This is a genomic window from Desulfoscipio gibsoniae DSM 7213 (assembly GCF_000233715.2).
In the GTDB taxonomy this organism is placed as follows: domain Bacteria; phylum Bacillota; class Desulfotomaculia; order Desulfotomaculales; family Desulfallaceae; genus Sporotomaculum; species Sporotomaculum gibsoniae.
Genome location: NC_021184.1, coordinates 3,962,210 through 3,983,827, shown reverse-complemented (window position 1 = coordinate 3,983,827; position 21,618 = coordinate 3,962,210). Strand labels below are relative to the sequence as shown.

At 41.4% G+C, this 21,618-nt stretch carries 20 protein-coding genes and 5 pseudogenes; 22 read left to right on the top strand and 3 right to left on the bottom strand.

Annotation, left to right across the window (positions count from 1 at the left end):
- Positions 1 to 17 precede the first annotated feature (17 nt).
- The 13 genes and pseudogenes from DESGI_RS18645 to DESGI_RS24825 all read left to right on the top strand — a co-directional run bounded on the left by DESGI_RS18645 (position 18) and on the right by DESGI_RS24825 (position 12,189).
- The gene (locus DESGI_RS18645; RefSeq protein ID WP_337833206.1) at positions 18 to 263 is read left to right on the top strand and encodes a cobalamin-dependent protein; all 246 of its coding nucleotides are present in this window, start codon (positions 18 to 20) and stop codon (positions 261 to 263) included.
- A 44-nt stretch (positions 264 to 307) separates the two neighbouring features.
- On the top strand, positions 308 to 1,417 hold the full coding sequence (pylB, locus tag DESGI_RS18640) for a methylornithine synthase PylB (protein WP_006524402.1): 1,110 nt from the start codon (positions 308 to 310) through the stop codon (positions 1,415 to 1,417).
- Between the two features lies 1 nt (position 1,418).
- Positions 1,419 to 2,585: a 3-methylornithine--L-lysine ligase PylC gene (pylC, locus tag DESGI_RS18635; RefSeq protein WP_006524403.1), complete on the top strand. Its 1,167-nt coding sequence runs from the start codon at positions 1,419 to 1,421 to the stop codon at positions 2,583 to 2,585.
- 147 nt (positions 2,586 to 2,732) lie between these two features.
- On the top strand, positions 2,733 to 3,092 hold the full coding sequence (gene pylSn, locus DESGI_RS18630; RefSeq protein WP_006524404.1) for a pyrrolysine--tRNA(Pyl) ligase small subunit: 360 nt from the start codon (positions 2,733 to 2,735) through the stop codon (positions 3,090 to 3,092).
- Positions 3,093 to 3,231: 139 nt separating this feature from the next.
- The gene (locus DESGI_RS24835; RefSeq protein WP_157872815.1) at positions 3,232 to 3,396 is read left to right on the top strand and encodes a hypothetical protein; all 165 of its coding nucleotides are present in this window, start codon (positions 3,232 to 3,234) and stop codon (positions 3,394 to 3,396) included.
- Between the two features lie 86 nt (positions 3,397 to 3,482).
- Positions 3,483 to 4,283, top strand: coding sequence for a methyltetrahydrofolate cobalamin methyltransferase (locus DESGI_RS18625; protein ID WP_006524406.1), 801 nt, complete (start codon positions 3,483 to 3,485; stop codon positions 4,281 to 4,283).
- Between the two features lie 338 nt (positions 4,284 to 4,621).
- A pseudogene (gene gabT, locus DESGI_RS18620) lies at positions 4,622 to 5,923 on the top strand (4-aminobutyrate--2-oxoglutarate transaminase).
- A gap of 164 nt (positions 5,924 to 6,087) precedes the next feature.
- Positions 6,088 to 7,821: an aldehyde ferredoxin oxidoreductase family protein gene (locus DESGI_RS18615; protein WP_006524408.1), complete on the top strand. Its 1,734-nt coding sequence runs from the start codon at positions 6,088 to 6,090 to the stop codon at positions 7,819 to 7,821.
- Between the two features lie 364 nt (positions 7,822 to 8,185).
- A complete protein-coding gene (locus DESGI_RS26220; RefSeq protein ID WP_281168136.1) occupies positions 8,186 to 8,314 on the top strand; it encodes a hypothetical protein in 129 nt (42 codons plus the stop codon).
- A gap of 134 nt (positions 8,315 to 8,448) precedes the next feature.
- A complete protein-coding gene (gene pylSc / locus DESGI_RS18610) occupies positions 8,449 to 9,282 on the top strand; it encodes a pyrrolysine--tRNA(Pyl) ligase large subunit (protein WP_006524409.1) in 834 nt (277 codons plus the stop codon).
- A 28-nt stretch (positions 9,283 to 9,310) separates the two neighbouring features.
- A complete protein-coding gene (gene pylD / locus DESGI_RS18605; RefSeq protein WP_006524410.1) occupies positions 9,311 to 10,114 on the top strand; it encodes a 3-methylornithyl-N6-L-lysine dehydrogenase PylD in 804 nt (267 codons plus the stop codon).
- Between the two features lie 140 nt (positions 10,115 to 10,254).
- Complete coding sequence (locus DESGI_RS18600; RefSeq protein WP_006524411.1) at positions 10,255 to 12,006, top strand: sigma-54 interaction domain-containing protein; 1,752 nt, start codon at positions 10,255 to 10,257, stop codon at positions 12,004 to 12,006.
- A 15-nt stretch (positions 12,007 to 12,021) separates the two neighbouring features.
- Complete coding sequence (locus DESGI_RS24825; protein WP_006524412.1) at positions 12,022 to 12,189, top strand: hypothetical protein; 168 nt, start codon at positions 12,022 to 12,024, stop codon at positions 12,187 to 12,189.
- Between the two features lie 448 nt (positions 12,190 to 12,637).
- Here DESGI_RS24825 and DESGI_RS18590 read toward each other — a convergent pair whose 3' ends face one another.
- The gene (locus DESGI_RS18590; RefSeq protein WP_006524413.1) at positions 12,638 to 13,810 is read right to left on the bottom strand and encodes an IS110 family RNA-guided transposase; all 1,173 of its coding nucleotides are present in this window, start codon (positions 13,808 to 13,810) and stop codon (positions 12,638 to 12,640) included.
- Positions 13,811 to 13,841: 31 nt separating this feature from the next.
- Between DESGI_RS18590 and DESGI_RS26530 the strand changes: the two are divergent.
- The 3 genes and pseudogenes from DESGI_RS26530 to DESGI_RS24070 all read left to right on the top strand — a co-directional run.
- Positions 13,842 to 14,449 (top strand): annotated as a pseudogene (locus tag DESGI_RS26530) (ACT domain-containing protein); the annotation flags it as partial.
- Positions 14,450 to 14,515: 66 nt separating this feature from the next.
- On the top strand, positions 14,516 to 15,265 hold the full coding sequence (locus tag DESGI_RS26525; protein ID WP_353740047.1) for an NAD(P)-dependent malic enzyme: 750 nt from the start codon (positions 14,516 to 14,518) through the stop codon (positions 15,263 to 15,265).
- A 77-nt stretch (positions 15,266 to 15,342) separates the two neighbouring features.
- Positions 15,343 to 15,904 (top strand): annotated as a pseudogene (locus DESGI_RS24070) (glycine betaine ABC transporter substrate-binding protein).
- Between the two features lie 244 nt (positions 15,905 to 16,148).
- On the opposite strand, the gene DESGI_RS25865 reads toward DESGI_RS24070, so the two are convergent.
- Positions 16,149 to 16,442 (bottom strand): site-specific integrase, encoded by a 294-nt coding sequence (locus DESGI_RS25865; RefSeq protein ID WP_245561121.1) that lies wholly within the window; start codon positions 16,440 to 16,442, stop codon positions 16,149 to 16,151.
- Between the two features lie 233 nt (positions 16,443 to 16,675).
- Complete coding sequence (locus tag DESGI_RS25860; RefSeq protein ID WP_083939949.1) at positions 16,676 to 16,888, bottom strand: BBE domain-containing protein; 213 nt, start codon at positions 16,886 to 16,888, stop codon at positions 16,676 to 16,678.
- Positions 16,889 to 16,969: 81 nt separating this feature from the next.
- On the opposite strand from DESGI_RS25860, the gene DESGI_RS24815 reads away from it, so the two are divergent.
- The 6 genes and pseudogenes from DESGI_RS24815 (at position 16,970) to mtbB (ending at position 21,593) form a co-directional block, all read left to right on the top strand.
- On the top strand, positions 16,970 to 17,110 hold the full coding sequence (locus tag DESGI_RS24815) for a hypothetical protein (protein ID WP_157872812.1): 141 nt from the start codon (positions 16,970 to 16,972) through the stop codon (positions 17,108 to 17,110).
- Between the two features lie 74 nt (positions 17,111 to 17,184).
- Complete coding sequence (locus tag DESGI_RS18570; RefSeq protein WP_006524419.1) at positions 17,185 to 18,651, top strand: sigma-54 interaction domain-containing protein; 1,467 nt, start codon at positions 17,185 to 17,187, stop codon at positions 18,649 to 18,651.
- 152 nt (positions 18,652 to 18,803) lie between these two features.
- On the top strand, positions 18,804 to 18,911 hold the full coding sequence (locus tag DESGI_RS26660; RefSeq protein WP_435050874.1) for a ubiquitin family protein: 108 nt from the start codon (positions 18,804 to 18,806) through the stop codon (positions 18,909 to 18,911).
- A 323-nt stretch (positions 18,912 to 19,234) separates the two neighbouring features.
- Positions 19,235 to 19,583 (top strand): annotated as a pseudogene (locus tag DESGI_RS24060) (transposase); the annotation flags it as partial.
- 65 nt (positions 19,584 to 19,648) lie between these two features.
- The gene (locus DESGI_RS25405) at positions 19,649 to 19,948 is read left to right on the top strand and encodes a hypothetical protein (RefSeq protein WP_006524420.1); all 300 of its coding nucleotides are present in this window, start codon (positions 19,649 to 19,651) and stop codon (positions 19,946 to 19,948) included.
- Between the two features lie 259 nt (positions 19,949 to 20,207).
- Positions 20,208 to 21,593, top strand: a pseudogene (gene mtbB, locus DESGI_RS18560) ([dimethylamine--corrinoid protein] Co-methyltransferase).
- Positions 21,594 to 21,618 lie beyond the last annotated feature (25 nt).

Below are 21,618 nucleotides of genomic sequence, written 5' to 3'. Positions count from 1 at the left end.
AGTACTGAATAAATTAAATTATTGAAAAGGCTTTCGAAGTTAATGCAGATATTATCGGAACCAGTGCCTTGTTAACTACGACATTGATATATCAAAAGAACCTTGAAGATGAACTGAAGAAGAATGGTCTTAAAGACAGGTTTAAAACAATGGTAGGCGGAGCTCCTGCAACTCAACGCTGGGCTGACCGTATTGGGGCCGATGCGTATGCTGAAGATGCTGCCGAAGCAGTAACCAAGGCGTTAAGATTACTGAATAAATAACTTGCAATACTTCGTTGATGGGCCTAAGAAAGGATGAATCTTAGGTGATCAAAACAATTAGGTGCCAAATTAGTTTAAACGATATTCTGGATAAGGCTTTAAACGGTTTTGTATTGTCCAGGGAAGAAGTTATTTTTTTACTTAAGTTATCTAGGAAGCAAGACTTAAAGGAACTTTTCCGGGTTGCCCGGTTGATTAGAGAAAAACATTTTTCTAACAAAATATTTTTATATGGGTTTATATATTTTTCAACTTGGTGTCGTAATGATTGCTCCTTCTGCTTTTATCGGCGTACAAATTCTCTTCCTCATCGATACCGGAAATCCCCGGAAGAAATTTTGCAAGCCGCAGTGAGTTTAGCTAATTCAGGAGTACACCTGATAGATCTCACCATGGGTGAAGATCCTTACTTTAGGGATCGGAAAGGAGTTGCAGAGTTAGCCCATATTGTCCGAGAAGTTAAACGGTTAACCAATTTGCATGTGATGATATCGCCTGGAGTTGCTTCAGAAAAAATGTTACAAGAGGTAATGAAAGCAGGAGCTGATTGGTATGCTTGCTATCAAGAAACTCATAACAGGAACCTTTTTACTAAACTTCGACTGAGCCAAAGTTATGACCTGCGTTATCATAGTAAAAAAACGGCACTTGAATTGGGAATGCTGGCTGAAGAGGGAATCATGGTCGGAGTCGGAGAGTCTTGGTCAGATATAGCGACTTCTCTAGAAAAGATGAATATGCTTGGGGCTCAACAGGTCAGAGTTATGAGTTTTGTACCTCAAGATGGAAGTGCCATGAGTGAGTGGCCTACACCAAACCGTCAGGTTGAACTAAAAGTGATTGCAATATTGCGTTTGCTGTTCCATGACCGCTTAATTCCGGCTTCATTAGATGTTGACGGTATAGAAGGTCTACAGGCCAGATTAAATGCAGGAGCCAATGTTATTACTTCGTTAATTCCTCCGTACATGGGTCTTGCCGGCGTTGCCCAAAGTACTAAAGATATTAACCAAGGAGCACGTACAGTTAAAGGGATATTACCTGTATTGAAGGATCTTGATTTAAAAGCTGCATCAAAAAAAGAATATAAAAATTGGGTATTGAACAAACGGAGCAGTTTAACGATTCATTGCATGAGCGAAATTGGTGGCTGAGATGAAAATTGCAGTTGTTGGCGGGAAGTTACAAGGAATTGAGGCAACCTATCTGGCACATAAAGCAGGATGGGAAGTTATTGTACTTGATAAAAACAGGAACTCCCCAGCAAGTGAGTTATGTGATCAATTTTTATCCGTCGATATTTTGCATAACTCGGATGTACTGTCAGATATTTGTCAGAAAGTAGATTTAGTTATTCCAGCTATAGAAGATCAAACGGTTTTATCACTATTAAACCAGATAACATTACGTACAGGGTGTCCAGTAGCCTTTAACAGTGAGGCTTATGAGATTTCGTCATCTAAAAAAAAATCTGATGAACTTTTTGCAAAATATCACATTCCATTTCCTACCTACTGGCCAAATTGTGAACTGCCGGTAATTATAAAACCATCTTCGCTTAGTGGTAGTCAAGGGGTAAAAAAAGTTTATGATCCATTTGAATTTGAGCATTTGCTCACGCAAAAGGATTATAACGAAAGCTGGATTATTCAAGAATTTCTGGAGGGTCCGTCCTATTCACTGGAAGTTATGGCTTTTAACGGAATTCCCGTGACTTTTCAGGTGACTGATTTGGCAATGGATGCAGGATATGATTGCAAAAGAGTTTCTGCCCCAACGGTATTAGATGACACTCTTGAAAAAAACTTTCGGAAAATGGCATCACGGCTCGCCCGCCTGCTTAATCTAAAAGGAATTATGGATGTGGAGGTTATTGAACACCATGGAGTACTTAAAGTACTGGAAATTGATGCCCGTTTACCGAGCCAGACACCTACTGTAGTTTATAAATCAACTGGTATTAACATGTTGGAGAGTTTATATGATGTTTGGGTTAAACAGCAAACCCCAATCGTGAATGTTGTTGATCCTGGTAATGAGTACGCTGTGATTTACGAACATGTTTGGGTCAGAGATGACCGGATCGAAACTATAGGTGAGCATATTATGGGTGGATCCGGTCCTTTATATTTAACGGAAGACTTTTTTGGCGCAGATGAAGCGCTGACCAATTATTCGGTTGGGATTAGGCAATGGGTAGCTACGTTGATTATTACTGGCAATACACGTTGGGAAGCTTGGCAAAAACGTTGTGATGTTATTGCTAACATTATGAAGCATTGTCAATTGAATTTATATCTTGATCCCTTTCCGAACAATTAATTTCAAATTTCAGTTTAAATCCCAGAACAATCTTTATAGCTGAACACAATCCTAAGAATGATGTAATCCTGCAGACTACCCGGTAGGATTTACTAACTTTGGGAGGGATCAGAGTTCCCCATGGGTATAATTATGGAGGAAACTGGTATGACAGATAAAAAACAAGCCAAAAAAAAATATTACCGGAAACGAGTGGATTTTTTACTTTTGTTAGCTAAGATAAAACTTTGGCCTTCAAGAAATGGAACTTTGCACGGAATTAAAGAGATGGAAACAAAGGGTGAGTATGCTTATATCACAACACATTGCGAAAAAAAGATATTAGTGCATAACTCAAAAAATGGAAGAGCAGCACGCTGGATTCGCAATAAATGGGTTGTTGGTTCCTGCAAAGATTGCAAAATACCTGACTGGAAGCTTAATAAATTTTCCTCTACCTTTTTTAAGCAGCATTATGGTTCTCAGCTTTATTCAAAACAGTCAGTAAGCTTAAAGTTGATGAAATGAACCGGTAAGAATTTATGAATAGTTTATCACAAGCAGTAATTGACATGATTTTATAAAGTGCAGGTTTTTAAGTAATCAATTTAGATACGGAATTTCTCCTGAAGGATTTGTCCAGCTATAAGAGATCAAAAACCGGATATTGTTGGAATGTGGTTTTAATGACGGCAATGCTAAAGATGAAAATACAATTGAATTAATTAAGGAAGAAGGACTCCGTGAACTAGGTGAAAGTCTAGTTGGAGGGGCACCCGTTTCAAAAGTTTTGCTGATGAAATCGGTGCAGATGGGTATTGTTCTGGTGTAATAACTGCTAAAGACTTATGATATAGAATTAGTTGGAATAAACATCAAGTATAAATTCAGTGAAGAAGGAATAAAGGAGCGGATTAGATGTTGATCATAGGAGAGCTTATTAATACGAGTAGAAAGATCATTAATGAAGCAGTTGAAAAAAAAGATGCTGATTATATTAAGAAAATTGCACAAGATGAAGTTGCGGCAGGGGCTAACTATATTGATGTGAACTGCGGAACAATGGTTTTTGATGAGGTTGAAACCATGGAATGGCTTGTTAATACTGTCCAGGAGGCTGTACAAGTACCACTATGTATTGACAGTCCAAATCCTTTAGCTATTGAAGCTGGATTGGCATTAGCTCGCTACGGGCAGCCCCTTGTTAATTCGATTACTGGTGAAAAGGAACGTTATGAACAAATTTTCCCTATGGTCTTGAAATATAAGACTAAAGTTGTTGCTTTGTGTATGGATGACAGTGGCATGCCTGAAACGGCTGAGGATAGAATGAAAGTGGCCGTTAATCTGTATGAAAATTTAACTAAGGCAGGTGTTCCTGAGGATGATATATACTTTGATCCGCTAGTGAAACCTGTAAGTACCGGTGATAAGGCAGGACTTGAAGTTCTTGAAACGGTCAGACTAATTTCCGAAAAATATCCCAATGTTCACAAAGTATGTGGCTTGAGTAATGTTTCATTCGGGCTTCCAAATCGAAAAATTCTTAATCAGTTGTTTATGGTTCAAACTATGACAGTAGGTATGGACAGTTACATTCTTAATCCTTTGGATAAAAGTATGATGGGATTTGTTCATGCCGGTCAGACCCTTTTAGGTAAAGATACTTATTGTACCAACTACTTAACTGCACATCGCAATGGATTATATGAATCCTAAAGTAAAAATTGAAGCTATAACACGGGGTAGAAGCTTCTAAAGGATCAGTAGATTCTGTTGCAAGGGATTAGGTATAAAATCAACATGCTATATGGATGGTTAAAAAGATATAGGGGCATTTTAAAAGCCCCTGTTTTAAATATATTGCAAAACATCGTTCTTCTGGGTGAAATTACTTGTCTTTTGGTGCAGTAGAATTTTTTCATAGCTACCAAAAGCCAAAAGTAACTGTATCACTCCCGAACACGCAAACACATTAACACTAACAAATAACAGCATTAGTTACTGGGGTCTAACCCCAAATCCACCCTAACTCTAAAAAAAGGAGTTTTAAAAAAATGGGAAGAACTGAAGAGCTTCTGGCAAGAAAGAATGCGCTGGTGGCCCGCGGCATCTCTAATTCCACCTGAATTTTTGCTAAGGAGGCCAGGGGTGCAACTATAATTGATGTGGAAGGTAACGAATATATTGACTTTTACGCCGGTATTGGCACACTCAACGCTGGTCACTGTCCCCCGCCTGTAGTTGCTGCTATCAAGGAGCAGGCGGAAAAACTTTTGCATACTTGCTTTATGGTTACCATGTACGAGCCTTATTTAGATCTGGCAGAAAAGCTAATTGAAATCTCACCGGGCAGCTATGAAAAAAGAGCCATGTTCGTCAACAGCGGTGCCGAATGTGTTGAAAACGCCGTTAAAATATCCAGGTTCCATACCAAAAGAACCGGGGTTATCTCTTTTGAATGCGCGTTTCACGGCCGCACCTTGATGACTATGAGCCTGACCAGTAAGGTTAAGCCCTACAAATTCGGCTTTGGCCCCTACGCTCCCGAAGTTTATAAAATTCCCTCCGCTTATTGCTACCGCTGCTACTACAGATCAACCTACCCGGGCTGTGGCATGCACTGCCTTGAACAATTCGACAGAATGTTTGCCGCCGAAGTAGCACCAGAAAACATTGCGGCAATGATCATCGAACCTGTTCAGGGTGAAGGTGGCTTTATTGTTCCGCCGCCGGAATTTATGCCCGGACTGAGAAAAATCTGCGATAAGCACGGTATCGTATTAATTGCCGACGAAGTTCAAACAGGCTTTGCCCGGACCGGTAAAATGTTTGCCTGCGAACACTGGGGCTTGGAACCCGACCTAATGACAGTCGCCAAGTCAATTGCCGTCGGCATGCCTCTTAGTGGTGTAGTCGGTAAGGCTGAGATCATGAACGCCCCCGACCCGGGACACATCGGCGGAACTTACGGTGGCAATCCGGTATCCTGCGCGGCAGCCTTGGCCACCATTGACTACATTCAGCAGGAGAAGCTGATGGAACGCGCCAATGTAATCGGTAATAAGACCAGGGAAAAGATGCTGGAAATGAAAGAGAAATACCCCATCATCGGTGATGTGCGTGGTCTTGGCGCCATGAACGCCATCGAGCTGGTTAAAGCCAGGGAAACCAAGGAGCCGGCCAAGGAAGCGACGGCGGCCGTTACCAAGTACTGCGTCGACAACGGTGTTATTGTCATCAGCGCGGGTATCTTCAGCAACGTAATCTGCACCCTGATTCCTCTGGTTATTACCGACGAGCAGCTGGAGCGGGGTCTGGACGTTCTGGAGCAGGCTATAGCCCACGCCTCAAAATAAGCACGTTGAATTAACTAACTATGCAGGGCTAGAGACTGTTAGCTGTCTGCCCTTAAACGATTAACGAAACCAGGCAACATTCCGGCCAGCACCCTGTAGGGGCAGACTCTGTCCGCCCGCTACCAAACAAAAAGATCCAAATTTAATCTCCGGGGAGGTAGAGTATGAAAGGATTTTTTGGAAAACTGTTGCGAATAGACCTGACCCGGCAAAGTTATGTACAAGAGACTATTCCGGACAGAGTTTTCAAGCAATATCTAGGTGGTAAAGGCTTGGGTTCCTATCTGCTGCTGCAGAACATTAAGCCTGGCATCGATCCACTTTCCCCAGACAACAAACTCATATTCACCACCGGCCCGTCTACCGACACAGCAATGGTAGGCAGCAGCCGTTACGGTGTGTTTGGCAAATCGCCGCTTACCGGCGGCTATGCTGAATCCTATGCCGGAGGCAGAGTGGCTCCGGTTATGCGCCGCACCGGCTATGACGCCATTATCTTTGAAGGCGCTGCAGATAAGCCGGTAATGGTGGAAATAAGCGATTCGAGCGTATTGTTTCACGACGCCTCCGGCCTATGGGGGCTGGACACATATGCAGCCGAGGAAGAAGTGCTGAAGCAGGTTGACATTCAGGGTGCCCAGGCGCTGGTAATCGGTCCTGCCGGCGAGAACCTGGTCCGGTTTACCTGTATCGAAAATAACCGGTGGAGATCCGCCGGCCGTGCCGGCATGGGCGCGCTGATGGGCTCAAAAAAACTTAAAGCGGTAGTGTTTCACGGCTGCGCCAAAGCGGAAGTTGCCGACCCGGACATGCTTAAAGAAGTGGTTAAAAAAATCCGTGATCTTGGCAAGGGCAACCCCGGGGTCGAAAATTACCGTAATTACGGCACCACGGTTATGGTTAAGATCATGAACGGCGCCAAAGCTTTCCCCAACCGGTACTGGAACAGGGCGGTTGACCCCGAATGGGAGAGCCTGAGCGGTGACACGTTTTTGCAGCAGTATAAGGTTAGGCCTACTGCCTGTCCCAACTGCTTTATGGCCTGCGGTAAGCATGTATCTATTGACTCGGGCGAACATGCCGGCCTGGAAATTGAGGGTCCCGAGTACGAAACCATATACGCCTTTGGGGGACTTTGTTCAATTAACCGGCTGGATCAGGTGGCATATCTTAACGACCTGTGTGACCGGCTGGGTATGGATACAATTACTGCCGGCAACCTGGTGGGACTGGTTATGGAAGGTAATGAGCGCGGCCTAATCGATACCCCGGTCAGATACGGAGATGCCGGGGCCGCTGCCGAATTGATTATGCAAATGGCCCAGCGCACCGGGTTGGGTGAAACTTTATCCCTTGGCATTAAGGAGGCAGCCCCAAAGTTGGGCCTGCAGGATATAGCCATTCATGTCAAAGGAATGGAGCCTCCCGGGTATGACCCCAGGGTGCTCAAAGGAATGGGGCTTGCTTACGCCACCTCGGCCAGAGGCGCTTGTCATTTAAGGGCTACATTCTACAAACCCGAGTTGGCCGGTATGATTGACCCTGCCACTACCGAGGGCAAAGCCGAGCTGTTTATCGATTTTGAAAACAGGCTGACCATTTTCAACACTCAAATACTATGTGTGTTTTTCAGGGATTTAATCACCTGGGAGACCTTAATCGAGCTAAACAAGGCTATAACCGGCCTGGAGTTCACCAAAGAAGAACTGTGGGCGGTTGCCGACAGAATAATAAATGCGACCCACACCTTTAACCAGCAGCAGGGTCTTAACAGGCAAGATGATACACTGCCTGACAGGTTGTTTAATGAAAAGGTTAACGACGGTCAGAACGGAATAACTCTAGACGAGCTTAACCGTATGATTGATGACTATTATCAGTTGCGCGGCTGGTATTAATTTTCTAATAAAATATCAAAAGCCTCGGAATTATTACAATTTTGGGCTTTGCATATAGTGATTTTGCTGCAAAAACCCCATATTTATTAAAGAAAGTGGATCTTTTCAAAACAAAATTGATGTTACTATAATTGAACCAGGTGCAACTGTGTCTACCAGAAAAGCCATAACTTGAAAATTAGTTTACAGACGCTATCCAGTTTTTGCGAGGTCTGTATAATGAATCTCTCCAGATTAAAGTTATTGCTCTAGTTTTCATGCCTCATTTGCTAAGAGAAGAAGGGAAAACATGCTATTAGCTGTTGAAGTAGGCAATACAACCCAAAAATATTTTGCTTAGCCGTAGATATTGGTACAGTTTACAGTGGTTAGTTCTTTGATTGATATGACTACAGGTGAATTAGTGGCGACAGCGTCCGCCACAAATGCCCAGAATGTTTTTGGTGCTGATGTTATCAATGCGGACATTGAGCATCAATTTGAATTATTCTGAAAATAAAAAACAAATAAAATTTTTATTAAAGGATTTATAATCAAATGCTCGAAATACTTTAACTAATAAAAGAGCAAAAATGTCGTAAATTTATTATATAGCCAGATCTCTAACTTGGACTTGGAGGAGTTTTTTTGATCAATTGGAGCATTTCTCAGAAACAAAAATTAATTGAATTAAATGGAAAATCTGAGCTTCTGGACCTAAGATTTCAGGATAAGCAAAAGAGGGACCAAACGTTTCAGAAAATCGAAAAAGAACTGGTCAAAAAGAACAAAGACCATTTACTTGAACTAAAAGAAGTTATTCATCGTCCTTTGCTTTCCAGTTTGGAAATCCAGCTTTCCAATTTACTCTGTAAAACTGGATTTGTTCAGGTCAATACTCCAATCATATTGCCTAAAGCAATGCTTCACAAAATGACAATTACGCCCGAACATCCTTTATATAAACAGGTTTTTTGGGTGGATAACAATAAATGTTTGCGTCCGATGCTGGCGCCTAATCTATATCATTATTTAAAAATATTGGATAGATTATGGTCCAAACCTGTGCGAATTTTTGAGATAGGTCCATGCTTTCGAAAAGAATCGCAGGGGGCACAGCATTTAAATGAATTCACTATGCTTAACCTTGTAGAACTAGGTGTGGATAAGGGTAAACAAACGGAACGCTTAAAAGAATTAGGCTCATTGGTTATGGAAGAAATTGGGGTAAAAAATTATGAATTTGTAGAAACTGAATCGGAAATATATGGAATCACAGTGGATGTTGTTTTCGACGATTTGGAATTGGGTTCCGGGGCTTTTGGTCCTTTGAAGATGGATGAGCAATGGGGTATATTTGAGCCGTGGGTCGGAATTGGCTTTGGTTTGGAACGGTTAGCTATGACCTTGCAGGGACACCGTAATATACGCCGGGTAGGGCGTGGCTTAACTTATTTAGACGGTTCCCTTTTGAACATTTAGCTCTAAACCAGATAAGGAGGAATCTAATTTGACCAGACTTACAGAAACTAACCTGCTTGGTTTGGAGACAGAACTTCGTGATTATGAAGATGAATTACTGTCTAAATTAGGATATAGTTTAAAGGAAATTGCCTGTAAGGCAGCTGGGATAAAAGTTACATATTTTGATACATTAGTAAAAGATCACTCGATTGCAGTCATCCCTATTACTGCAGGAAAAGGTTTGATAGGTGGCTTCGTACAATCTGTCGCTGCTATTATCAAATATTTGGGCTTTGAAGTTTTTATTTCGGAAGCGACTGATGTTGCAGGGTTTGCAGAGGGTCTAGAACAGGGTGCAAGTGTATTGTTCATGGCTGATGATAACCGTTTCTTGGCATTTAACAAGTTTAATGGACATCTGATTGATAATACTGAAGCGACAGGACGAGGATTTGGTTCAGTACTTTACGGACTTGCCTCAGGATTAAAAGGTAAAAAAGCTTTAGTTATTGGCGCTGGACCCGTAGGACGCGCAGCTATTGATATTCTAAAGGAATTTGGCGCTTATGTAACAGTAGTCGATTCTGATCAGTCTAAGGTTATAGATTTATCAGGCGTTTGTGTAGAAAGGGACTTATATAAGATACTGCCAAATTATCAATACATTTTAGATGCTACACCCCAAGCAGATTTTTTGGATCGAAACTATTTACATCCGAGAGCTGCAATTGCAGCACCAGGAGTACCCCTTGGACTTACACCGGAAAGCAGAATAGAATACAGTTCACGCCTTGTACATGATCCACTTCAAATAGGAGTTGCTACAATGTTGGCAATGGTTCTTAAATAAGAACTTTTAATATTACGGGGGGTTGATCGGAAGGATCACATAGACTCTAAATCTATGCAGCCGGGTGTAACTCCCGGACTCCCCGCCAAATCCTTCTACTAACAAAATGGTCTAAAAGTAAACTAGTGGGTGGAATTTATATGCTTATGCCTTATGATATTGCTGGAAAGGAATTTATTGTTTTGCAAGAAACTGGGAATTTAATTAATATAGATGAGGATATGCTAGCGGAAAATATTCGATATATCGTTTTAACAAATAATGGGTTAGTCAATAGGGTGTTTAATGTTTCCGCCCTTTGCAGAGATTATTTAAAGAATATAGATTGTTCCCAAATTAATATAGATAACATGACTCCTTCTATCCAATTTGCAGTGTATTTACAAGATATTGAGTTTATAGATTTGCAAAGTATTGATGCAGAAGTAATTGTATTAATTGATGAATCAAAATCTATTACAGGCATTATTGATGATCTGTCAAAAATTAAACAATTAATTGAATCGTTTTTGGACTACAATCAGGACATTAAAGAAACACTTTTAGAGTATGAAAAAATTTTTGAGAACCTTGATGAAGAAATATTTGTTTCAGACCAAAATGGTTATATTATCCGTCTTAACCCTGCTGCCGAACGCATTTGTGGTTTGAAAAACAGTGAAGCAGTAGGCAGGCACGTTACAGAATTAGAGAGAGAAGGGTATTATTCTTCCAGTATTACGATGCCTGTTCTTCATCAGAAGAAAAAAGTAAATATGATTCAACAGATGAAATCGGGAAAAAAGGTAATAGGTACAGCTGTTCCTGTTTTTAATGCTGAGGGAGAAATTGTCAGGGTTATCAGCACATCAAAGGATCTCGAAGAACTTACAAAACTACAGTTGAAATTAGAAGAACGAGATAATGAAATTATGAGGAAAACCAGTGAAATCAATGCGTTAAGAGAAGAGATCCTTTCATCTGTTAACTTTATATACAAAAGCAAAGAAATGCATTATATTAAAGAGACGATTGCTAAGGTTGCAGGTCTTGATTTAACGGTTTTAATCCAAGGTGAGTCAGGTGTGGGAAAAGAAGTTATCACGAAAGCAATTCATGCCTTAAGCGCAAGACGTAAACATCCGTTTATTAAAATCAATTGTGGCCTGATTCCGGAGAACTTGATTGAATCTGAACTATTTGGTTATGAAAGTGGTGCTTTCACAGGTGCTACTAAAGGTGGAAAGCTCGGAAAGATTGAACTAGCTAATAATGGTACTCTTTTTTTAGATGAAATTGGAGAATTTCCGCTAATGATCCAGGTTAAGTTGTTAGAATTTTTGCAGGACAGGGAAATTTGCAAGGTTGGTGGTACAAAAAAAATTAAAATAAATACTAGAGTTATAGCTGCGACGAATAGAAGTTTGCCGGAAATGGTAGAAGAAGGAACCTTTAGAAAGGATTTATATTACCGCCTGAATGTTATTCCTTTAATTATTCCTCCCCTGAGGGAAAGACGTGAAGATATCCCGGTTCTTGTTGATTTTTTTCTTAAAAAGTTTAACCAGAAATACGGAATGAATAAGATGATTGAACCTGGATTAATAGATATTTTTTATAGTTATAATTGGCCTGGTAATGTACGTGAATTAGAACATGTCATGGAGAGAGCCATAGTGATTAGTGAGTCTGATATTGTTAAAATAAATACAGTAGAAAATTTTCTTGAGATTAAAGCTACGTCTAAAAAAGTAATTTGTACCGATCTGATTCCCCTTAAACAAGCAAAAAGAGAGTTAGAAGAACAACTTGTAAAGACGGCTTATGAAATATACAAATCAACTTATAAAGCTGCTAAAGTATTAGAAGTTGATCAGTCCACAATTGTTAAATTGCTGAAGAAGTACAAATAATTTTTGAGTGGAGTAATGATTGTTGACACGACTTACGTACATACCCTACCCAACGTGGAAGGGGTTATCTATAAACTACCCATAAGCATGACAGCCAGAGATAAAATTGGAAAAGAAATGGTTGCCAACGTGGTAGCCCTGGTATTGCAAGAATTACCGGTGTCGTCTCCCAGGAAGCTTTGACCGAAGCGCTGCTTTCCCGCATCCCCAAGGGAACTGAAGATTTAAACCGAAAAGCATTGAAGGCAGGTTGGTCTCTTGTGGAAAAGGAGTTACATTAAACCTTGTATAGACTTTGTTTGGGTGGGCTCAAATAGATAAGTAAGGTGCCCCAAAAGGGGAGGAGAGGCTGTAATGCCCCTCCTTCCGGGGCTGTTGCCAAAGTAGAAATAATTATACTTTTAAACTTTTTGTCCTACCGTTTTAGGTAGGATTTCAAACTTAAGCGAAAAATAGAATTTCATAGTACTAGATCTTAAATAAGTTTAATGAATATTTAACGTCATAATTGATTGAAAGGCAGGAAGTTAAAGTCTGAAAATAGTTGTCTGGGGTTACCTGTAAAGTAACGGGCATAGCAAATAAGCCACCCAATGACTGCCTTAAAAAGAAAAGTATGGAATAGAAGAAATCAAGACGCCGCCTTAATGCGGTAACCTTGTGTTCTAGCCAATAAAATCGCTTGTTCTACTGTGATTTCACGGTTCACTGGAAGAACATCTGATTTTCTATACAATTCTGCATTATATGGTTCTTTCTTCTTGAGGATATTGTAAATAGCTGTAAGGAGCATTCTTGCAATGGCAATGATCGCTCGCTTATGACCACGACGCTGTTTAAGTCTTAAATAGCGGTTACGGATTTCAGGATGCTTTACGCTTTTAACTACAGCGGTGGCACACTGTACCAGAAGCGGCTTTATGTAACAGCCCGCTCTTGAAATCCTTACTGACTTTTTTTTTCCGGCACTTTCGTTATTCGTAGGTGTAAGCCCTGCCCAGGAGCATAGATGCTTAGCTGTCGGGAACACGTCCATATTGGCACTTATTTCAGAGACCACCGCTATGGCTGAAAAGATGTTCTTAAAGGACGGAACAGTTAAGATCAGATTAATTTCCTCGGCGTAGGGCGCGGAAAGGGAAAGGATAATTTTTTCAAGATCAGCCTTACGTGACTTAAGATCTTCATAATGCTGTTTAATAACCTTAAGTTTTCCAGCCTGTTCTGGCGTGAAAAAACCATCAATGGCAAGCTCTAATTCGGGGAGCTTATCCTTCATAGAACCGTGAATAAGAGGTGCGATGTCAAAACTATTATCCAAAGGGTTTGCCAAAAGCCTGTTAATAATGTTCATAGAACTTTTGCCAAAAGTATCCGAAACAACATTTCCAAGTTGAATATTGGATATAGTTAAACAGTTTTGAAGCCGGTTTTTTTCGCTTGACATAAAGTTAGTGAGTTTAAAACGGTAACGCATAAGGTCACGAAGCTGCCTGATAGCAAGAGGTGGCATATAGCTTCCAGCTATAAGGTCATGCTTAAATAGATTGGCAATCCATTTAGCGTCTTTTTTATCAGTCTTCTTACCACGGATGGCTTTGACATATTTGGGATGTGCCAGGGTGATATTGCAGGAATCTTCAAGTACATTAAACACGGGAATCCAGTACTTCCTGGTATATTCCATACAAACATCTTTACAGTTGTTATCACAAAGCCACTGTGACAGCTCTTTCAGTCCTTTAGTAAAGGTAGAAAAGCACTTAGAATAATAGAAGAGTAGCTCGGAGCCAACACATTTCATTACGTTTTGTGCCTTGAGCGAAGCGAAAGGAATGGGAATAAACATGATAGCATCAAATATAACTATCAGGTTAAAATTAGCTAACCAGCCGGGAACACTAGCAAAAGTTTTAACAGTTATCGGCCAGGAAGGAGGAAGCCTTGGTGCAATTGACTTAATTTCTGCAAGTCCAACATATCTTATTAGAGAGTTAATAGTTAGATTGAACAATAACAGTCTGGAAAGAGTTGTTGATTCTTTAAGACAAATTCCCGGGGTTCAAAGCATTTACATTGCTGATAGGGTATTTACCAGTCATTTGGGCGGTAAAATTGAAATTAACCCCAAAAGGCCAATTCATAACCGGGAAGATCTTTCAATGATCTACACTCCAGGAGTTGCATCAATTTGTAAAGCAATAGACAGGGATCGAAATTTAGCTTATAAATTGACCATGAAGGGAAATTCCGTGGCTATTGTTACAGATGGTTCAGCTGTTTTGGGACTAGGAAATCTTGGTCCATTAGCAGCTCTGCCTGTTAGGAAGGCAAAGCAGTCCTTTTTAAACAATTTGGGAATGTTGATGCTGTACCTATATGCATGGATGTACATGACCCGCAGCAAATTATTAATGCCGTAGTAGCTTTGGCACCTGCTTTTGGAGGAATTAATTTAGAAGATATCGCCTCCCCCCAGTGTTTTGAAATTGAAGAGAAGCTTTCCGAGATGATAGATATACCTGTTTTTCATGATGACCAGCATGGAACGGCTATTGTTACCCTGGCAGGCATATTAAATGCCATAAAAGTAGTCGGCAAAAAGTTAAGTGATATAAAAGTTGTCTTAAGTGGTGCCGGCGCCGCCGGGGTGGCAATAGCCAAAATTCTGCTTGGGGCAGGAATACGTAATCTAATTGTCTGTGATAGAAAAGGAGCTATTGCAAAGGTCAACCACTACAGCATACCTGCCAAGCAATGGCTGGCAGAGCATACGAATGAAATGTGTATAAAAGGGAAATTAAATGAAGTTATCTATGGGGCTGATTTATTTATAGGTGTATCTGCCCCAGGATTGTTGCAAAGGGAAGATATTTTAAAAATGGCTGTAAAGCCGGTTGTATTTGCCCTAGCCAATCCTGAACCTGAAATTGAGCCCGAAAAAATAGCAGATATTGCTGCAGTTATTGCCACCGGAAGGTCTGATTACCCTAATCAGGTTAATAATGCCCTGGCTTTTCCCGGAATTTTCAGGGGAGTACTTGACTGCCATGCCCGGACCATTAACAATCAAATGTGTTTGGCTGCAGCGAATGCATTGGCAGGTATTATTACAAAAGAACAACTTAATGCTGAAAACATCATTCCCTCAATTTTTAACCCGAATGTAGCTTCCGTTGTGGCAGAGGCGGTAAAAAGAGAAGCTAAACGAACCGGAGTAGCCAGAGAAATTCAATACGAAACTAACAATGTTAAGTAGATATCTAGTAAAATAGGCTGCCGCTTACCCACAAAGATTATTATAATAAAACCAAGGACAAGCTTGTTGAGCTTGGTATGAATTTAAAACCAACTAAGTGCGGCTGGGTAGTGCCTGATTATGTAGATATTAATTCTATTGAAGATATGAAAGACCCAAAAGTCAGGGATAAGTTTGACGGGAAGATTTATGGTATTGAACCAGGTGCCGGTATCATGCAAACAAGTCAACATGCTATAAAAGATTATGGTCTAAATGGCTATAAATTAGTTGAAAGTTCAGGAACGGGTTGCTGCACTTAAAGAAGCTATCGATAATCATAAGTGGATTGTAGTTACAGGTTGGACACCCCACTGGATGTTTGCTAGGTGGGACCTAAAATACTTAGACGATCCTAAATATATTATCCAAGGCAAAGAAACACAATATATTGCTACTATGGTTAAAAAAGGCTTGAAGGATGAGGCCCCAGCTGCTTACCAAATGCTTGATAATTTCCACTGGGAGCCAAAAAACATGAAAAGTGTAATGTTAGATATTAATCAAAATGGAATGAAGCCAAAGGATGCAGCAAAAAAATTTGTTGAAAACAATAAAGAGCTTGTAAATTCTTGGCTGTCGGAAGGTTATAAAATTTAAGTTTTGAGAAAATAGGGGTGACTCATAAGTCACCCCTTCTACACTTTGCAATTTGCATTAAACTGACTTTGCCCTAGTTTGATGGACACACCAAATGGCTGGTAAAATAAAACCAGCGAGAGGTATCCATCATGAAAGAGTGGCAGTCCCGGACACTTGACCGTATATACCCTATTGTTTTCCTTGATGCTATCCATTTCGTACGACACGAGGTCGCTTAAACAATTGTTCAACAATTAATTGATTAAACCTGCTGTTCCGTCAGCAGTAGCCTAATAGCACATGCAATTCTGGCAACGGAATTGTTTGAAGCTGCATCGCTGCGGATGATACAACTGATTTTCAGATTGAGCAGTTCCTGCATCCTTGCTCCTGTCTCGTAGGCAAAAATCAGGAAGAAACGGTCACGCCTGCCAAGCCGTGTTGTTATATCCGGCAGTGAGAACAAGAGCTTCAACTGTACCTGCGTCAGGTATTCTACACAAGGCTTTTTTCCTTTGAAGGCATGTATGCTGGAAACATCAAGGTATACTGGCATCAGTTCTATATCTTCCTCACTGCAGTACTTTAGAAATGCTTTAATGGCTGATAGCCTAAGGTTAAGCGTCTGTGTTGAACTGTTCCTGGCATTTTTAAGCCACATTAGAAAATCATAAATGCTACTCCTTGAAAAACAGGAAAAATCCATCTTGTCAAAGCTAATACCTTTTCCCTCACGAAAATATATAATGGACCCAAGATTTCAGACACAAAAACAGGGGGTCTTAATCTCTAAATGAGAGTCCGTAAAAAATATCCAGTAAATTTTAAAACAAAGGTTGTACTGGAAATACTTAGAGAGGAAAAATCTATATCATAAATCTCCTCAGGCAGGCGGAATTCTCTGCGGGTAATTAAGAAAACGTTCCTCGTGTCGTATTTGTCCTTCAACCGGGTCAGCCGGTCGAAGTTACCGCCGTAGTAAGCCTTGGGCCAGTTCTTGATCGGAAGGTCCGGAAATAATGGCGGTAAAGAAAGAACGTTCTGCCCCTGGCTTTTGGGGCCATGATCGGCTGGGGTCGGGTTGTGCTTGCGGGTTTGTGGGTCAGTTCCGCGTGCTCCATCGGCGCGATTCTGGCCTTTTTGTTTGGCGGTTTACTGGTGATGGTAAATTACCTGGGCATCAAGCTGGCAGCCTTTTTGCAATTGATATTTACAATTAGGTAATGCGCTTGTAGGCCTCATGCTAATAGGCGGCGCTGCGCGGCGCCGGCAATTTTTTAACTTAAGGAGGTATCCCGATGAGGCTGGAGGACGGGTTGGAGAACGTTTGTAACGGAATTCTGATGGTGGACGCTTCCGGTGCAATCACCTACATTAACTCTGCAGCCAGAGGGTACCTGAACTTAAAAAACAAGTCGTGGGCGGGTCTCATGGTTTCCGATGTCCTGCCCAGGTTTAATTTTAACCTAAAAAACAGTGATCAGGAGCAAAAAAATCAGGTCTTGGAAGTTGCGGGAAAAACATTAATTTTGTGTTCCAAGATAGTTTTTCGTGATACAGACCCTGCTGGTTTAGTAATTACCTTAAGTGATATCAGGGAACTGGAAGGGATCATTGAGGAATTAGGCTCAGTAAAAAGCCTGTACCAGGAATTAAAAGCAATATTTGATGATGCGGGACGTATTACAAGGGTTGTTTGTAATTCCAGAGATATCACGGAATTAACGAACCTGCAGCAGCAACTGGAGGATGCCCGGAAATTGGTTCAAACTTACCGTGAAGAAATTGCCCAGCTTAGAAATGCCAGCTTGCCGCGTGATGTAATTGTTGCCGAAAGCCAGTTGATGAAGCAAATTCTTGAAACTGCCGAAAGAGTTGCCCAGGCTGATTCCACCGTCTTGGTGGAGGATGAGTCCGGGGTTGGTAAGGGTCTGCTAGCTTTAAGAATTCACCGCGCCAGCAGGAGAGCCAAAGGCCCCTTTATTGTGATCAACTGTGGGGCCATTCCGGAAAATCTGATTGAATCAGAACTGTTTGGATATTCCGCGGAGGCATTAACCGGTGCCTATCAGGAAGGTAAAAAAGGACTCATTGAAATGGCGCATGGCGGTACTGTTTTTTTGGATGAAATTTCCGAGCTTCCGCTGCCTTTGCAGGTAAAAATATTGCATGTAATTCAAGATAAAAAAATCATGCCGGTGGGATCCTCCGATTATAAAGAGGTAAATATTAGAATTATCGCCGCAACCAATAAAGATCTGTATAAACTGATTGATGAAAAATTGTTTCGGGAAGGTCTGTATTACATACTAAACGTAGTACCCATAGTTATTCCTCCTCTAAGACACCGTAGAGAGGATATTACCTATTTAATTAATCATTTTGTAAGAAAGTTTAATGAGCAGCTGAGTACCAGGAAATCGATAAATACGGAAGTTATGAATACCCTTATAGCATATGATTGGCCGGGCAATATCCGGGAGCTTGAAAATTTAGTTGAGAGATTAATGATAACTTCTATCGGAAATATTATTACCGCTATAGACCTACCCGAACATCTTAATCGGGCTGACGACAGTTCGGGTAAAAACAAGGTTATGGTTGTCGACCTTTGTCCCATGAAGGATGCCATAGAGCAAATTGAAACTCAGCTATTGGAAAAAGCGCACAGTAAGTATAGGAACACTTATCGTATGGCTGAGGCTTTAGGAATCAATCAATCAACAGTGGTACGCAAAATGAAAAAATATCTCGTTAAGGAATGATAAGCATGGGCAGTGCCGGTATTTTTTCTGTTTACTGTGGCTTTGGGTATGGTGCTGGCGAAATTTGTCAAAGCACTGGGTTGCCAAAAGCCCATCCAAAATCACCGTACCCCTTCCGGAACCCTTTACTGTATGTAACCTGGTAGATTTTTTTGGGAATACCCGGAGAACATATCAGTTTTGTTACCGTTAACGGCGAAAGAAAAGATTGGGACTCTTTATTGGGGCCCGGTGATAAAATAAAACTTTTTCCTTTATAACAAGAGGCTGAATCCAGTAGTCAGTAGTTAGAATGGTAAAACCAATGAAAACATATAAGGTTCTACTGGTATTGAAAAAGTTAATCAATCAGTAAAAGTATAGCTTCAGTATAATCTATATTCTGACTACTGATTAATGAAAAGCAGTCCTTCACTCCCAGCAGCGTTACCCGATAGTTAATATGGCTTCCGAAGTTGCCCCAAACAAATTACTAAATAACCTCATAAGGTGTCAATTGGGAATATTCATCCTCATACGAAGCGTCCGGTACGGTCCCAACCAGTCCGGGAGCCTACCGAAGCGTAACCGGTCAGCAATTACCCGGATAATCGGTGACATTCGTCGCTTTCCCAATGACTCTGCTTTAGCTAAATATGCCGGTTTAACTTGGCATGGTCACCAGTCCGGTGAATTTGGAGGCCGATGAGACACCACTTACAAAGACAGGCAATTCTTATTTGCGTTATTACTTGGTACAAGCTGCAAATCTCGTCCGACAATCTGAGCCTGAATATCGGCAGTTCTATGCCCGGAAATACCGGGAAAGTAAAATCCATCATCATCGCCGCGCGTTGGTCCTTACTGCACGTAAATTATTACGAATGATTGATGCTCTGCTGCGCAGCAACCAACTTTACAAGCCCCAGGGGCAAAGGAGTGATCCCGCCTAACACATTTACTAATTCCCAGTCCTGTTATTTGGTTCCATGCATTGTTGGAAACAGGGTGTTTTTTGTTGCCTTTTTTAGGAATTTTACTTGAAATTTTTGACCTTAGGGTCTTGACATATTACCGTAGGTCTTTTGGTACCTGGGGAAAGGAAAAAGAAAGCTGTACTTTCGAATGTGTCAAAGCAGGCTTTGCCAAGCGCGTATCTTATCTTGGGTGGGAAAACGGATTGATTTTAAGGCCCCTCATTGACGATGGCCTGCAGATATCGCCGTCTGTGGTCATTACGGAAAAACAATTTGATGAGCTTGTTGCCAAATTAGGTGCTTCCATAGATCAAGCTTACCAGGAATATTGCAGTAAGTAATGAAAATCCTCATTGGTACAATGATAAAAATCATCAATTACGAGCCTTAGTATGGCTCTAAGTATCAGACAATTTCTTAAATTCAAAACTTTTTTGAGTTGATGAAAAATTTCATTACTCATCTCGGTAAACCATGAAAAATCTTGTCTTTTACTTGTCTTTTAAAGGTAATTGATTGTTTTAAAGATGGCATGGGAATTGCTGAGTTTTATAGTCAGGATTTTAGAATAGGTCATGACCCAAGGAAGGAGTAAATCTGATGAGTAAAATTTTCACCCGTATGGGGGATGGCTCTGGTATCTGGATGTCGGAAGCCGAAGTCAGGGCCGATTTGGAAGCTGGCATGCAAGAAGCTGTAAAACGCGGCAAAGTGCCAGAGCTAACAGCAGAAGACATGGAGCGGCTTTATGAGATTATGACCGACCCCAATAAGGTGGTTAGTGTTGAACGCGGTAATGAGGTTACCCATAGTTTTGACGCAGGGACCCTGAAATTTGGAATCAGGGGAGGGGTTCCCGTCGACAGGCTTGCAACTATTCTTGCCCATGAGCGGGCTTTTGCCTCTGATTCCATGGAGCTTGCTCATATAGATTACAGTTATAAGCCTGTAAAAGCTATTGCCCATGAGGAAAGGCAGTTAATGGAACAGGTTCAATTAAACACTATCATTCCGGTCTTATATGGAGCTATGTCTAATGTTGGCTTATATACCAAACCAGATGGACCTATTGAAAACTGGGCTGAGTTGCTGCCAATGGCCAAAATTAAAGAGGCCCAGGAAGCTCAGGAAGAAGCTACGAAGCATGCAACAAAGGATATGATATATGTTTCAGAAATCATGTATGAAGGCGGAGCTGACGGTATGAACTTTGACTCCGTCGGGGCTTCTGGTGATGCCGATTTCCTGGCTGCCCTAAAGGCGGTGGAATACTTGAAAAACAAGTTTCCCGATATGGAAATTGAAATGGGCATGGCGGGCGAATTTGTCCTTGGCATGCATGGAGAATTAACCTACGACGGCCAGAGACTGGCCGGTTTATACCCACACCAGCAGGTCAAAATTGCTGAAAAAGCCGGGGTAACCATCTTTGGACCTGTTATCAACACTAACAGCAGTAAATCTTTTCCGTGGAACCTCGCCAGGGCAGTAACATTTACCAAAGCCTGTGCTGAAGCGGCAAGCATTCCTATTCACCCCAATGCAGGGATGGGGGTAGGGGGAATCCCCCTTACCAATACCTGCCCTATGGACGCCATGTCCAGGGCATCAAAGGCCCTGGTTGAAATCGGAAAAGCTGACGGGTTATAGATTGGCCACGGGGATACTTTCGCCATGGCTTTCGGTCACGAAATGGCTTCCGGGATGGGTGGAGTCCGTACTGCCGGAGATCTGGTAGCACGTGTTACCGCCAAGGGTAAAAAAATCAGGGAAGCCAAAAAATATGTGGCCAGTAAGTTGAGAGTATCTTTATTCGATCTTTCTGATGAGGCCTTAATGAAAGAACTGAGAGAGGAATTGAACATAGGGCATGTTTTGGCCCGTCCTGGGGCTGCCATAGGTATGGAAGCCAAGATGCGGATTGCCAAACTGCTAGATATTGAAATCAATTCCGTTAACAGGTTCAAGTCCAAAGCAGGCTTATAAAATATGCCGATAATTCTTGCAAGGA